Source organism: Citrobacter sp. Ce129 (assembly GCF_030334545.1).
GTDB lineage: Bacteria > Pseudomonadota > Gammaproteobacteria > Enterobacterales > Enterobacteriaceae > Citrobacter > Citrobacter europaeus.
Genome location: NZ_JAOWDS010000057.1, coordinates 287,545 through 301,696, shown reverse-complemented (window position 1 = coordinate 301,696; position 14,152 = coordinate 287,545). Strand labels below are relative to the sequence as shown.

At 45.4% G+C, this 14,152-nt stretch carries 15 protein-coding genes; 10 read left to right on the top strand and 5 right to left on the bottom strand.

Going from position 1 to position 14,152, the window contains the following annotated elements:
- Positions 1-112 precede the first annotated feature (112 nt).
- The 4 genes from radC to mutM all read left to right on the top strand — a co-directional run bounded on the left by radC (position 113) and on the right by mutM (position 2,329).
- Complete coding sequence (gene radC, locus OGV77_RS08270; RefSeq protein ID WP_043018744.1) at positions 113-778, top strand: RadC family protein; 666 nt, start codon at positions 113-115, stop codon at positions 776-778.
- Positions 779-996: 218 nt separating this feature from the next.
- Positions 997-1,233: a 50S ribosomal protein L28 gene (rpmB, locus tag OGV77_RS08265; protein ID WP_003024071.1), complete on the top strand. Its 237-nt coding sequence runs from the start codon at positions 997-999 to the stop codon at positions 1,231-1,233.
- 20 nt (positions 1,234-1,253) lie between these two features.
- Positions 1,254-1,421: a 50S ribosomal protein L33 gene (gene rpmG, locus OGV77_RS08260; RefSeq protein WP_003024094.1), complete on the top strand. Its 168-nt coding sequence runs from the start codon at positions 1,254-1,256 to the stop codon at positions 1,419-1,421.
- 98 nt (positions 1,422-1,519) lie between these two features.
- On the top strand, positions 1,520-2,329 hold the full coding sequence (mutM, locus tag OGV77_RS08255) for a bifunctional DNA-formamidopyrimidine glycosylase/DNA-(apurinic or apyrimidinic site) lyase (protein ID WP_043018743.1): 810 nt from the start codon (positions 1,520-1,522) through the stop codon (positions 2,327-2,329).
- 47 nt (positions 2,330-2,376) lie between these two features.
- Here mutM and coaD read toward each other — a convergent pair whose 3' ends face one another.
- Together coaD and waaA are read right to left on the bottom strand one after the other, a co-directional pair.
- Positions 2,377-2,856, bottom strand: a complete 480-nt coding sequence (coaD, locus tag OGV77_RS08250; protein WP_080625955.1) for a pantetheine-phosphate adenylyltransferase — start codon at positions 2,854-2,856, stop codon at positions 2,377-2,379.
- 8 nt (positions 2,857-2,864) lie between these two features.
- A complete protein-coding gene (gene waaA / locus OGV77_RS08245) occupies positions 2,865-4,142 on the bottom strand; it encodes a lipid IV(A) 3-deoxy-D-manno-octulosonic acid transferase (RefSeq protein ID WP_043018741.1) in 1,278 nt (425 codons plus the stop codon).
- 397 nt (positions 4,143-4,539) lie between these two features.
- On the opposite strand from waaA, the gene rfaQ reads away from it, so the two are divergent.
- From rfaQ to OGV77_RS08215, 6 genes are all read left to right on the top strand, one after another.
- The gene (gene rfaQ / locus OGV77_RS08240; protein WP_072033413.1) at positions 4,540-5,610 is read left to right on the top strand and encodes a lipopolysaccharide core heptosyltransferase RfaQ; all 1,071 of its coding nucleotides are present in this window, start codon (positions 4,540-4,542) and stop codon (positions 5,608-5,610) included.
- Complete coding sequence (locus OGV77_RS08235) at positions 5,607-6,731, top strand: glycosyltransferase family 4 protein (protein WP_087050749.1); 1,125 nt, start codon at positions 5,607-5,609, stop codon at positions 6,729-6,731. The genes rfaQ and OGV77_RS08235 overlap by 4 nt, the downstream gene beginning before the upstream one ends.
- Positions 6,724-7,521: a lipopolysaccharide core heptose(I) kinase RfaP gene (rfaP, locus tag OGV77_RS08230; protein WP_087050750.1), complete on the top strand. Its 798-nt coding sequence runs from the start codon at positions 6,724-6,726 to the stop codon at positions 7,519-7,521. The genes OGV77_RS08235 and rfaP overlap by 8 nt, the downstream gene beginning before the upstream one ends.
- Before the next feature lie 74 nt (positions 7,522-7,595).
- On the top strand, positions 7,596-8,606 hold the full coding sequence (waaO, locus tag OGV77_RS08225; RefSeq protein ID WP_075145474.1) for a lipopolysaccharide 3-alpha-galactosyltransferase: 1,011 nt from the start codon (positions 7,596-7,598) through the stop codon (positions 8,604-8,606).
- Between the two features lie 90 nt (positions 8,607-8,696).
- Positions 8,697-9,710: a glycosyltransferase family 8 protein gene (locus OGV77_RS08220; protein ID WP_043018736.1), complete on the top strand. Its 1,014-nt coding sequence runs from the start codon at positions 8,697-8,699 to the stop codon at positions 9,708-9,710.
- An 11-nt stretch (positions 9,711-9,721) separates the two neighbouring features.
- On the top strand, positions 9,722-10,864 hold the full coding sequence (locus tag OGV77_RS08215) for a lipopolysaccharide N-acetylglucosaminyltransferase (RefSeq protein ID WP_043018735.1): 1,143 nt from the start codon (positions 9,722-9,724) through the stop codon (positions 10,862-10,864).
- A gap of 36 nt (positions 10,865-10,900) precedes the next feature.
- Here the strand turns inward: OGV77_RS08215 and rfaL are convergent, their stop codons facing one another.
- The 3 genes from rfaL to rfaF are packed head-to-tail and all read right to left on the bottom strand — an operon-like array spanning position 10,901 to position 14,151.
- On the bottom strand, positions 10,901-12,109 hold the full coding sequence (rfaL, locus tag OGV77_RS08210; protein WP_043018845.1) for an O-antigen ligase RfaL: 1,209 nt from the start codon (positions 12,107-12,109) through the stop codon (positions 10,901-10,903).
- Complete coding sequence (rfaC, locus tag OGV77_RS08205) at positions 12,109-13,101, bottom strand: lipopolysaccharide heptosyltransferase RfaC (RefSeq protein WP_043018734.1); 993 nt, start codon at positions 13,099-13,101, stop codon at positions 12,109-12,111. The genes rfaL and rfaC overlap by 1 nt, the downstream gene beginning before the upstream one ends.
- Before the next feature lie 3 nt (positions 13,102-13,104).
- Positions 13,105-14,151, bottom strand: a complete 1,047-nt coding sequence (gene rfaF / locus OGV77_RS08200) for an ADP-heptose--LPS heptosyltransferase RfaF (RefSeq protein WP_043018733.1) — start codon at positions 14,149-14,151, stop codon at positions 13,105-13,107.
- Position 14,152 lies beyond the last annotated feature (1 nt).

The following is a 14,152-nucleotide window of genomic DNA, read 5'->3' as shown; positions in this document are numbered from 1 at the left end:
TCGTGCTTTTGCCCGCGATCCAGTTTGCGAGGCGCTACGAAGAAGTGAAAACAGAGCGTCGATTCACCGCTGGCGTTATGCCACTATGCGCACGCTAAAGGAGAGGAAAAGCATGGGAAATACAGGACGTATGATGCCTCGGGAAAAGCTGTTGGCGCAGGGGGCCAGTTCGCTGACCGACGTTGAGCTACTGGCTCTTTTTTTACGCACCGGGATGCTGGGTAAAGATGTGCTTACGCTGGCGAAAGAGATGCTTCAGCATTTTGATTCGCTGTATGGCCTGTTGTCTGCTGATTACTTGGATTTCAGCTACGTTCAGGGCATCGGTATCGCGAAGTACGCGCAACTGAAGGGAATAGCGGAGCTGGCAAGGCGTTATTACAACGTACGGGTGATAGAGGAGCGCGCGATACTTAGCCCGGAAATGGCGCGCGAATTTCTGCAAAGTCAGCTCTCGCAAGAGGAACGCGAGATCTTTTTTGTGATCTTTATGGATTCTCAACACCGTGTGATTAAGCACAGCAAACTTTTTTCCGGTACGCTAAGCCACGTTGAGGTGCATCCACGAGAAATTGTCCGTGAAGCGATAAAAATGAATGCTTCGGCGGTGATCCTTGCACATAATCACCCTTCGGGGTGTGCAGAGCCGAGCAAAGCAGATAAACTCATCACCGAGCGTGTTGTGAAATGCTGTCAGTTCATGGATATCCGGGTGCTAGATCATCTGGTCATTGGGCGCGGAGAGTACGTTTCTTTTGCGGAACGCGGTTGGATTTAACGCACTTTACGCGATCCATCGGGATCTTTGTCTGTTCGGGACTTGAGCATAACGCCGGGTCAGCGTATACTACGCCACCTTTGAGAATCTCGGGTTTGGCATTTGGGCCTGGCAATCGAGAGTTCACTTAGAACTATGCGATGACCGGGCTGTAAAGCCTGACGAGGCGCCGATACCCCATACGAAGCTCGAGCTAATTTGATTTTTGGAGAATAGACATGTCCCGAGTCTGCCAAGTTACTGGCAAGCGTCCGGTGACCGGTAACAACCGTTCCCACGCACTGAACGCGACTAAACGCCGTTTCCTGCCTAACCTGCACTCTCACCGTTTCTGGGTTGAGAGCGAGAAGCGTTTTGTCACCCTGCGTGTATCTGCTAAAGGTATGCGTGTTATTGATAAGAAAGGCATCGAAACAGTTCTGTCTGAACTGCGTGCCCGTGGCGAAAAGTACTAAGTACTAAGAGGAAATAAATCATGGCTAAAGGTATTCGTGAGAAAATCAAGCTGGTTTCTTCTGCTGGTACTGGTCACTTCTATACCACTACGAAGAACAAACGTACTAAGCCGGAAAAACTGGAACTGAAAAAATTCGATCCAGTTGTCCGTCAGCACGTTCTCTACAAAGAAGCGAAAATCAAATAATTCTCGCTTTGACGTAATAAAAAACCTCGCTTCGGCGGGGTTTTTTGTTTTCTGGCCGTCCCCATATTAATGTGACCTGATACATCGCCGGAGATACTATGCCTGAATTACCTGAAGTCGAAACCAGCCGCCGCGGTATTGAGCCGCATCTGGTGGGGGCAACGATTATGCACGCGACGGTGCGTAACGGTCGTTTGCGTTGGCCGGTATCTGAGGAAATCTATCGTCTGAGTGATAAACCCGTTCTGAGCGTACAGCGGCGCGCGAAATACCTGCTGCTGGAGCTATCGGATGGCTGGGTAATCATTCATCTGGGGATGTCGGGTAGTTTGCGTATCCTCCCTGAAGAACTTCCGGCAGAAAAGCATGACCACGTTGACCTGGTGATGAGCAACGGCAAAGTCCTGCGCTATACCGATCCACGCCGTTTTGGCGCATGGCTGTGGGCTAAAGAGCTGGATGGGCATAATGTCCTCGCTCATCTTGGTCCTGAGCCGCTGAGCGATGATTTCAACGCTGGTTATTTGCAGCAGAAATGTGCGAAGAAGAAAACTGCGATTAAGCCCTGGCTGATGGATAACAAGCTGGTGGTGGGGGTGGGTAACATCTATGCCAGCGAGTCGCTGTTTGCGGCTGGCATCCATCCTGACCGTCTGGCGTCATCTTTGTCGCAGGACGAGTGTGAACTGCTGGTGCGCGTCATCAAGGCGGTTTTGCTACGTTCTATCGAGCAGGGTGGCACCACGCTGAAGGATTTCCTGCAAAGTGACGGTAAGCCGGGCTATTTTGCCCAGGAGCTGCAAGTCTATGGGAGAGAAGGTGAACCCTGTCGCGCGTGCGGCGCGCCAATCATTGCGACAAAACACGCCCAGCGCACAACGTTCTACTGCCGTCGCTGTCAGAAATAACACCGTTATTGGCCGGAGGTCGCATACGTCTCATCCGGCCAGACGTATTACTTCAGTTTACCCAATAATGCCTGATGGACGTTTTTCGGCAGAAAATGCGTCACGTCACCCTGATGGCGGGCAACTTCTTTCACCAGCGACGATGAGATAAATGACCACTCTTTAGACGGCATCAAAAAGACGCTTTCCAGTTGTGGCATCAGGTGACGGTTCATATGGGCCAGCTGCATTTCATATTCAAAATCGGCTACCGCACGCAGACCACGGATCAGAATATTAGCCTGATTATCGCGGGCAAAATTTGCCATCAAATCGCTGAATCCCAGAACTTCGACATTGCCAAGATGCGCCGTTGCCTGTTGCGCCAGCTCAACGCGCTCTTCCAGAGTAAACATCGGCTGTTTACTGGGACTTGCGGCAATGGCCAGGATTACGTGATCGAACATGCTTGTTGCACGCGTCACAATATCGAGGTGGCCGTTAGTAATGGGATCAAAGGTTCCTGGATAAATCGCCCGTTTTTGCATGACTTGCCTCAATGCGTTTTGGGTGGCAGATAAGGTTCCAGCAGCTGCAGCAGACGCTGTAGCGCGCCCTGATTTTGATACAGAACTTCAACTGCGTGACGGCCATAAAAATTACGATAATCTGCATCGGTCAGTAAAGAAGAGACCTCTTTCACCAGCGTAGTTGCGTCGGTGACGGTGATCAATCCGCTTGCCTGTTCGAGGCGGGCGCAAATATCTTTAAAATTAAAAGTATGCGGTCCCATTAATACAGGAATGGCGTGTGCCGCGGCTTCCAGTGGATTGTGTCCACCACGTTCAACCAGTGAACCGCCGACAAAAGCGAGGTCGGCAATGCCGTACAGTAGCATCAGCTCGCCCATAGTGTCGCCGATCACAACCTGAGTACCCGATGACGGAACTTCGCCCGAAGAGCGTGTGGTATAGCTTAGCCCAGCCTGGCGTACGAGGTTAATAGCATCCGGGAAGCGTTCCGGATGTCTGGGAACCAGAATCAGTAAAAGATTCGGGAACTGATTTAATAACGCCTGATGGGCGGCAATGATAATGCTTTCTTCGCCGTCGTGGGTGCTGGTTGCAATCCATACCGGGCGGTGAGGCGCCCATTGACGACGTAATGTGACTGCTTTTGCGGCCAGTTGCGGCGTGACGGAAATATCAAACTTCAGGCTGCCGGTGACGGTGACCTGATTGCTTCTGGCGCCAAGCGCAATAAAACGTGCGCCATCTTCTTCGTTCTGGGCGGCAATCAAGGTGATACGACGGAGCAGCCTGCCAACAAATTTCCCTAATTTAGCGTAGCCAGCAGCTGAACGAGCTGAAAGACGTGCGTTGGCAATGACCAGCGGGATGTGGCGCTTATGGAGCGCCGCGATCAGATTTGGCCACAGCTCTGTTTCCATAATTAACACCAGCTTGGGGTCAACTTTATTCAGAAAACGGTTCAGGGCATCCGGTAAATCGTACGGCAGATAAATGTGTTGAACGTCAGTGCCAAAAGCGGATTGTACGCGCTCGGAACCGGTTGGCGTCATGGTGGTTACCGTGATCGGCAAATCGGGATAACGATGTCGCAGAGCGCGGACTAATGGGATAGCTGCCAGCGTTTCGCCTACTGAAACCGAATGAAGCATGATGCCGCCTGGTTTAAGCGGACGGCGGTAAAAGCCGTAGCGTTCACCCCAGCGTTTACGGTAGGCCGGAGCCTTACGTCCGCGCACCCAAAGCCGTATCCAGATCAGAGGCTGAATAAGGTAGAAAAGGGCGGTGTAAAGCAATTCGAGCATAATGGTAGCTGACTTATGAATGTGCTGGGGATTCTATGTATTTAGTTGTGGCTTTACCAATACTTTTCCTATTTTTAAATTAAATAGCGTCTCAGGCGGGGATTACCTTGGGTGCAAACATCTTTTGCATCTTTACGATATCTGTTGATATTTTCAGGTTTAGTCGAGCCAGAGAGCTTAAAATTAAAAGGTCTTTACATGGTAATTTATTGATTTATATGGCTTAATGATATTGGTTGTGCAAGAATTATTCGAGTCGGAACATGGCGAAAGAAGTGATACACTAGCGCGTAAAAAATCAGTGCGATATCAGTAATCAGGTAGCTGTTGAGCCTGGGGCGGTAGCGTGCTTTTTTCTGCTTAACTTTACCGGACACTCACGATAAAAGAGCCGCTTGTGGATAAGCCAATTAATAGAATTCTGGTCATAAAAATGCGTTTTCACGGAGATATGTTGTTAACAACTCCTGTCATTAGTACGCTAAAGCAGAACTATCCTGAAGCGAAAATCGACGTGCTTCTTTATCAGGATACCATCCCAATTTTGTCGGAAAACCCAGAAATTAATGCCCTTTATGGTATTAAAAATAAAAAGACAAAAGTAACCGACAAAATTACTAATTTCATGCACCTGGCCACAACGTTACGCGCAAATGGGTATGATTTAGTTGTAAACCTTACCGACCAGTGGATCGTCGCGATATTGATGCGGCTACTGAATGCGCCGATTAAAATCTCTCAGGATTATGCTCATCGGCAATCTTCTTTTTGGAAAAATAGTTTTACATGTCTGGCTCCGCTGAGCGGAGAAAATGTGGTGGAAAGTAATCTGTCTGTGCTGGCCCCGTTGAAACTTAACTCGACTGTGACGCATACCACAATGAGCTATCCTCCGGATAGTTGGGAACGTATGCGCACAGAATTAAATCGGGCTGGGGTTGGTGATGAATACGTTGTTATTCAACCGACGGCACGTCAACGCTTCAAGTGCTGGAATAACGAAAAGTTTTCACAGGTAATTGACGCCTTACACCAGCGTGGTCTGGAGGTAGTTCTGACCTCTGGCCCAGGCGCAGACGATCTGGCTTGCGTGAATGAAATTGCACAAGGTTGCAAAGAAAAGCCCGTTACTGCGTTGGCCGGAAAGATGAGCTTCCCAGAGCTAGGAGCAGTCATCGATCATGCCCAGTTGTTTATTGGGGTGGACTCTGCTCCCGGACACATTGCTGCTGCGGTTGATACACCATTGATATGCCTGTTTGGCGCAACGGATCATAATTTTTGGCGACCATGGTCAAAGCAGATGATTCAATTTTGGGCTGGTGATTACCGTCCGATGCCACCACGTGAGCAGCGCGATCGCAATGAAATGTATCTTTCGGTGATTCCCGCTGACGATGTTATTGCTGCTGTCGATAAACTATTACCCGGTAGACTTGTGCCGCCACAAGCGGGGAGTCCCGTATGATTGTTGCTTTCTGTTTGTATAAATACTTCCCATTCGGTGGGTTACAGCGTGATTTTATGCGCATTGCGCAAACTGTAGCGGCACGAGGTCACCATGTTCGTGTCTACACGCAGTCCTGGGAAGGTGAGTGTCCTGACGTTTTTGAATTAATTCTTGTACCGGTAAAGTCCCGGACAAACCATGGCCGCAATGCGGAGTATTATTCCTGGGTCCAGGCACATTTACTTCAGCATCCTGTCGATCGGCTTGTTGGTTTTAATAAAATGCCGGGCCTGGATATCTACTATGCTGCTGACGTTTGCTATGCCGAGAAAGTGGCGCAAGAAAAAGGTTTCCTCTATCGGTTAACTTCACGATATCGGCACTATGCAGCGTTTGAGCGTGCGACGTTTGAGCAGGGTAAATCGACGCAGCTATTAATGCTAACTGATAAGCAGATTGCTGATTTTCAGAAGCATTATCAGACAGAAGCTGAGCGATTTCATATTCTTCCTCCCGGGATTTATCCGGACAGAAAGTATAGTCAGCAGATCCCGAATAGCCATGAAGTTTTTCGCCAGAAAAACGGTATAACAGAGCAACAAAATCTTTTATTACAGGTAGGCTCTGATTTCACTCGTAAAGGTGTGGATCGTTCAATTCGCGCGTTGGCATCATTACCAGAAACTCTTCGAACCAATACGCTACTGTTTGTTGTTGGACAAGACAAACCGAGAAAATTTGAGGTGTTGGCGGAAAAACTTGGCGTACGCAGTAATGTCCATTTCTATTCAGGCCGTAATGATGTTGCAGAATTAATGGCTGCGGCTGATTTATTGATGCATCCGGCTTATCAGGAGGCGGCAGGCATTGTGCTACTAGAGGCAATCACTGCAGGGCTGCCGGTTTTGACCACAGCTGTATGCGGTTACGCGCATTATATTGTTGATGCTAACTGTGGTATGGCAATTGCAGAACCATTCCGGCAAGAAACGCTGAATGAAGTCTTACGTAAAGCGCTGGTAGAGCCTTCATTGCGTTCTGAGTGGAGGGAAAATGCACGAAACTATGCGGATACGCAAGATTTATACAGCCTACCGGAGAAAGCAGCGGATATGATTACGGGTGGTTTAGATGGTTGAATTAAAAGAACCGTTAGCCACATTATGGCGCGGGAAAGATGCATTTGAAGAAGTTAAAAATTTACAAGGTGAAGTATTCAGAGAGCTGGAAACTCGCCGTACGCTACGATTTGAACTAGCGGGCAAAAGCTATTTTTTAAAATGGCACAGAGGCACTTCTCTGAAGGAGATTGTTAAAAATCTACTTTCATTACGCATGCCAGTATTAGGTGCTGATAGAGAATGGAATGCTATTCATCGCCTGAGTCAATTGGGCGTGGATACAATGACAGGGGTGGGATTTGGTGAGAAAGGATTGAATCCACTGACTAAAACCTCGTTTATTATTACTGAAGATCTCACTCCAACCATCAGCCTGGAAGATTACTGTGCGGAATGGGCCACAAATTCTCCCGATGTGAAAGTGAAGCGTATGATTATTGATCGTGTTGCCACCATGGTGCGTAAGATGCATGCTGGAGGTATCAATCATCGCGATTGCTATATTTGCCACTTTTTATTACATCTTCCTTTTTCTGGGTATGAGGACGATCTCAAGATTTCAGTGATTGATTTGCACCGTGCTCAGATTCGGTCGACCGTTCCCCGACGCTGGCGTGACAAAGACTTGATTGGTCTCTATTTTTCATCCATGAATATTGGATTAACACAGCGTGATATATATAGATTTCTACGCGTCTATTGCGAGTTGCCATTGAAAAGAATCCTAAGCCAGGAGGCTGATTTGTTCAATGAAGCACAGGTTAAAGCTAATAAAATACGCGAAAGAACAATTCGTAAATCTCTGTGATTAATTTATCCTGAACTATTTGGAATAGGGCATGTGAGAACGTGGTCTATTTCTCAAAAATTGGTAAGAGTCAAATGTCTCAATTTAGTGATAAAGAAGTTATCCTTTCTGTTTTTGAGTACGATTTTCGGGAAAATGCTTCTGCAGACTGTTTTAATATCGGTTATGGTATTGACAGAAATTTTTTATTTGGCTGCGGCGTTTCAATAGCCTCTATATTATTGTCGAATAAAAAAATCGATTTCACATTTCATATATTTACTGATTATTTTGATGAGAGTGATAAAGCCAGATTCTCCGATCTGGCTAAACAATATCAATCCTGTATCAAAGTCTACCTAATTGATTGCAATAAATTAAAAGACTTACCTAGTACCAAAAATTGGACTTATGCAACATATTTCCGTTTTGTTATTGCAGATTATTTCTATAATAAGGTAGATAAATTATTATACCTTGATGCTGATATTGCTTGCCAGGGTTGTGTGCGAGAACTGGTCGATTATAAGTTTTCCGCAGATGAGATCGCTGTCGTTGTAACGGAAAGAGATTCCGAATGGTGGCATAATCGTTCTGTAACGCTGGCCACTCCAGAATTAACTGCCGGATACTTTAATGCTGGGTTCTTACTTATCAATATCAACGCATGGCACAGTAATAATATCTCTTCCCGAGCCATCGAAATGTTGCGTATTCCAGAATGGGTGGAAAGAATAACTCATCTTGATCAAGATGTCCTTAATGTGTTGTTAGCCGGAAAAGTAACTTTTATCAATGGTAAATACAATACTCGCTTTAGCATTAATTATGAACTGAAAGATAAAGTAGTCAACCCTGTTAATAATGAAACTGTCTTCATTCATTATGTAGGACCGACTAAACCCTGGCATGAGTGGTCCAACTATCCGGTATCGAAGAGTTTTTTAGTTGCGAAAGAGGCCTCGCCCTGGCATTCAGTCGCGCTTCTCAAACCGACCAATAGTAACCAATTCAGATATTGTGCAAAGCATAAATTTAAACAAGGGTTATACATTCAGGGACTGTATAGCTACTTTAATTATTATCTGACTAAGTTGAAAGGTTAACTGCTGGTTAAGTGCATTACTAAAATCATCCATAATTATGCAGAACTTGGCCGCTGAAAAATATAGCTGAAATAATTAAAGGTAATTAAATTGGACTTCAAAAGGTTAACTAACTTCAAAGATATCATTGAGTTAGACAGACGTGTTACTCCATGTGATGATCGTGACACTTTTAATATTTCATGGGGGATCGATAAAAATTACCAAACTGGTGCGGCAATCTCTATTGCATCTATCCTTGAAAATAATAAAGAGAGTAATATTAATTTTACCTTTCATATTATTGCGGATTATTTAGACCAAGATTATATTGCACTTTTGACACAGTTAGCAGAACAGTATAAAACAGTTATTAAGCTATATCATATTGATTCTGAACCGTTGGTGTCACTGCCTAAAACAAATATATGGCCAGTGTCAATATACTATCGCTTGCTTTCATTTGATTACTTTTCTGAACGATTAGATCGACTGCTATATCTAGATGCTGATATTACGTGTAAAGGCTCTTTAGAGGATCTTGCCGCTCTGAAATTTGATGGGGAATATGGTGCGGTCGTAGTAGATGTTGATTCCATGCAGGCTAAAAGCGCAGAACGTTTACATAACCCTGAGTTTAAAGGCAACTACTTTAACTCGGGGGTCATGTATATAAACTTGCAACAATGGCTTAACTCTAGTTTGACGAAGAGATTTTTTGAACTATTGTCAGATGAAAATATAGTTTCCAAAGTAAAATATCCTGATCAAGATATTTTAAATATTATGTTTTTGCATCATGCGGTATTATTACCGAGAAAATTTAACTCAATTTACTCATTGAAGTCTGAGTTTGAAATTAAAAATAAAAATCATTATAAATCAGTGATTAATGAAGAGACAGTATTTATTCATTATACTGGTGTAACAAAACCATGGCACGAGTGGGCTGATTATTCCTCAGCACAGTTTTTCCGCACAGTATATGAGAAGTCACCATGGAAGAATCAGCCTTATCAAGTTGCAAAACAAAAACATGAATATAGAGAAAAATATAAGCATCTTCTTTATCAAAATAAAATAATTCCAGGCCTGATCGCAGCAATTAAATATAAGACAATGTGAAGGTGATCTTTATGATTGATAAAATCATATTTACTGTAACCCCTATTTATTCTATTCCACCACGTGGTGCCGCGGCAGTTGAGACCTGGATGTATCAGGTTGCACAGAGAACTCAATTCCCTAATCGTATTGTCTGCATAAAGAATGAAGGATATTCTGATTATTCTTACGTAAACGAACGATGCAGTATTCATCGCATAGGATTTAGTCCGTTATATAAGCGTATTTTCCAAAAGTGGACCCGACTGGATCCGGTACCTTATTCAAAGCGCATACTGAAAGTTGCTGAAAAGTTTGAGATAACCGATCAAAGTGTGATTGTTGTCCATAACAGTATGAAGCTATATCGACAAATTCGCTCGCGAGCTCCTCAGGCAAGAGTTGTGATTCATATGCATAATGCTTTTGAACCTAAGTTGCTCGATCAAAAAGTTAAGATGATCGTACCAAGTTTGTTTTTGAAGAATTATTATCAATCTTATCTTCCTGAAGCTGATATTGTTATTGTACCTAATGGTATTGACCTGGATATCTATCAATCGTCCTATGAATCCATATCAAAGAGTAAATTAAATATTTCCCCAGAAAGCAAGGTGGTATTTTTTGCTGGACGCATAGTACCTGATAAAGGTGTTCTCTTGCTTCTGCAGGCTTTTGAAAAGCTGCAACATGAAAACAAAAATCTGAAGCTTGTGGTCGTTGGTGATCACATGGAAGTAAGTAAGAATGATAAAGGTGATTATCAGCGCGAAGTGCGGGAGATAGCCGAGCGTCTCAAGCCACATTGCATTATGTTGGGTAGTATCTCTCCCGAGAAAATGCACTATTACTATCCACTGGCAGACATAGTAGTGATTCCTTCGCAGTTTCAGGAGCCATTTTGTATGGTGGCAATTGAGGCTATGGGAGCCGGGAGGCCTGTATTAGTCAGCACTCGAGGCGGCATGATTGAGTTTGTTAAAGATAAGATTACAGGCTATCACTTAACAGAGCCGATGACTGCAGACACTATTGCTGAGGATATCACCAGGGTCATGCTGGAAAGTGATTTACCGGATACGGCCCAACGAGGGCAGCAATACGTCTTTAAAAACTATAGCTGGTCTGCTGTTACGCAACGTTTTGAAGAGGTTATTTGTAACTGGTTCGAGTGATAAAAAGGCTACATATAGTAGCCTTTTTTTAATGATTTATTTATTCTTCAGGGCTAACAGGAACCCAGCAAAAATACCCAACAGATCTAATTCAATCTGCTCAACGTTGCCTCGAATAATAAAATAACCGACAAATGAAAGTAAAATTATCATATAAGCATTGTATGGGGAGTGATAATTCTCCCTAAATGCATGTGTGACGCACTCTCTCACAACGCTTGTGTACACCATTATTAAACCCAGAAGTCCAAGCAACCCTGTACCAAACCAGACAAAGAGAATAAGGTTATGTGGCCCAATTGACTCACGGAATGTCCAGTTTGGATAATCAACAACACGCTTGTTGTACACTATCTTATAAGCATTGTTACCAAAGCCATAGCCTATAACCGGGTTTTCAAGGATTAGGTCAAACGCACTTCCTTGGGTACCATTAGTATAGCGGTATGAGCTGTCAGTTTGCTGTAATTTAACTGTCAGGTTTTCTGACATATCTTTGTGTGAAAAAATAGCTGTCAGAGCAACAATGGCGACGAGTACTCCAACAAGACACAATCGCCATTGTTTATAAATAACTATCCATGTAAGAGCGATGATAAATACCGATAACCAAGCGCCACGGGACAATGTTCCGAGAATTAGAAAGGTATAAATTGCCCCTAGCGTCAGGAATAATATACGGTATTTTGCTGATTTAAGTAACCAGAGATTCAGAAGCGCGGGAAATAAAAATACCATTGCGTCTGAAATTCCGCGATGTTGATAATTAGTAAAAGGCATGATTCCTTGCTGATAGTCCTGATAATAAAGGACAAGTTCTGAAAGGCATCGCAAACTAAGAGCTGTAAGGAACGAGAAGAATATCAACTTCGAAATGGTTTCTTTGCTTTCTTCTCTTAATAATACAGGGATCGCAATGGTGCATAATAAAACATTTTCAACAACAGAGTTGTTTATCTCTTTCAGGCTGGCTTTTAGTTCAGGAGTGAACATTAAAGAGACGAAAGTAGCGATTACAAGAAATAATACACTTGAAAAAATAAATGTTTTAAAAGTTGAAATGTAATGACGAGGATTCTTGCATAAATAGACTATCGTAGTGATTGTCATCAGTATGACAATCAAATGTTTATAACGTGTAATATCACCTAAGAAATAGGTGGCGATAAAAAGAAATACAAGTCCTCTATTCCAGTTTACCTTCCAGTTTTTTTTCTCATTTAAAAAAAACTTTGTTAGAGCCATCATTTCTCCGACACCGGCAGACAATTATTCAAAAATTCACAATTAATTGATCTAAATACGGTCGAAGAATGCAAGTCTGAAAGGTTTTCACTTCCTGAGCGACATACCACTTGATTCTTCCCATACCCACCAATCAATCCTGGGTCCGTTGGACCGTACAACGTAATATTAGGGCGATCCAGCGCAGCGGTTAAATGGCTCAGGCCTGTATCAACCGACACCACAAATTTTGCCCCCGCCAATACGCGAGCGACCTCTTCAAGAGTCATCCGTGGAAGAACATCAACATAAGAAAAACCATCCGCCAGCCTAAGGGCCCGTGCTTCTTCATGGGGAGCACCCCAGGGCAGTTTAATACGTATGCCAGCGTTATTTAACAGGCCAATTAGCTCCCGCCAGTTGGCTTCTGGCCAGTGTTTATCATCACGCGTCGTGGCATGCAGAAATACGGCATACTGTCCTGTCTCAGCATTACGTTCTTTCAGAAAATGCTGAGCGATAGCGTAATCACCCTGCGACTGCGGTTTAGCATATCCCAGACTTTTGGCGAACAGCTCACGCGTACGTTCTACCGCATGCTGCTGCCGGGCAATGTGATGTTTGCGATTATAAAACAGGCTAGCCAAGGGTTCGCGTGCCGTGCTCCAGTCCATACCATGCTTGATGCCACGCGCCAGACGCGTAACCAACGCTGCGCTTTTAACCAAACCCTGCGCATCAATTATCGCGTCATACTGGCGTAAACGCACCGCATCGCGAAAGGCTTTACGCTCGGCTTTAATCGGCGCTGAAAACCAGGCTTTACGCCAACGACGAATCGCCACTGGGATCACGCGGTCAACGGCCGCATGCCAGGATGGGATCTGCGCGAAGCCCTCTTCCACTACCCAATCAAATTGAATATCCGGCATGACCTGCTGCGCGTCAGTTAATGCAGGTAACGTATGCAGTACATCGCCCATAGACGATGTTTTAACGATCAGTACCCGCATCCGTCAGGCTTCCTCTTGTAACAACAGGTCGTTGAGCTCTTCCAGTACGCGCTGGGGGGTAATGTCAATCAGGCTCTGATGATAGCCTTCTGCCGCATCGCCCTTGCGTACTTTGTGATAACCCGTAATCAGGCGAATCACGCGCGCCTTGTGTGAAAGAGGCGGAGTGAAATCCGGGCTGCTGGGGCCGTATAATGCGACCAATGGGCGGTTTAGCGCGGCGGCAACGTGCATTAATCCAGAGTCGTTGGTGACCACCGCTTTGCAGGCTGCGAGAAGGATGACGGCCTGCTCCAGCTGTGTTTCGCCCGCCAGATTACGGCACCATGCCTGCTGTTCAACGCTCAGCGTCGCCAGGATCTCATTTCCGGCCTCATGGTCTTTTGCCGAGCCAAACAGCACAATCTGATGGCCCTCATCGATCAATTGCTTCGCCAGTTCTGCGTAGTGGTAATGTGGCCATCGTTTTGCAGGGCCAAATTCCGCGCCAGGGCAAAAGCCGATGATGGGGCGTTCGGCAGAGAGGGAAAACTGACTACAGGTCAGTGATTTCTCGCCTTCGCTGACCTGCAACTGCGGCCATAGCAGAGGCTGCGGCAAATCTTTGGCCGTCAGCATCACGCCTTTATCATACGCCAGGGCCACATAGCGCTCGACCATCAGCGGCCATGCGTCTTTATCCAGCACGCGCGCATCGTTTAGCAGACCGTAGCGCATTTCGCCACGCCAACCGGTACGATGGGGAATGCCAGCAAAGAACGGCACCAGCGCTGATTTAAACGAGTTAGGCAGCACATAGGCGCGGTCATAGCGCTTTTCACGCAGGCTGTGACCGAGTTTACGGCGTTCGCCGATCTCCAGCGCGCCATGACCCAGCGGCATGGCAATGGCTTCGTTGACTTCAGGCATGCGCGACAGCAGCGGACGGCACCACGCAGGTGCCATCACGTCGATTATCGCCTGGGGATAGCGCGCCTTAAGCGTGCGATAGAGACTTTGCGACATCATCATGTCGCCCACCCAGGACGGGCCCACCACCAGAATCCTCATT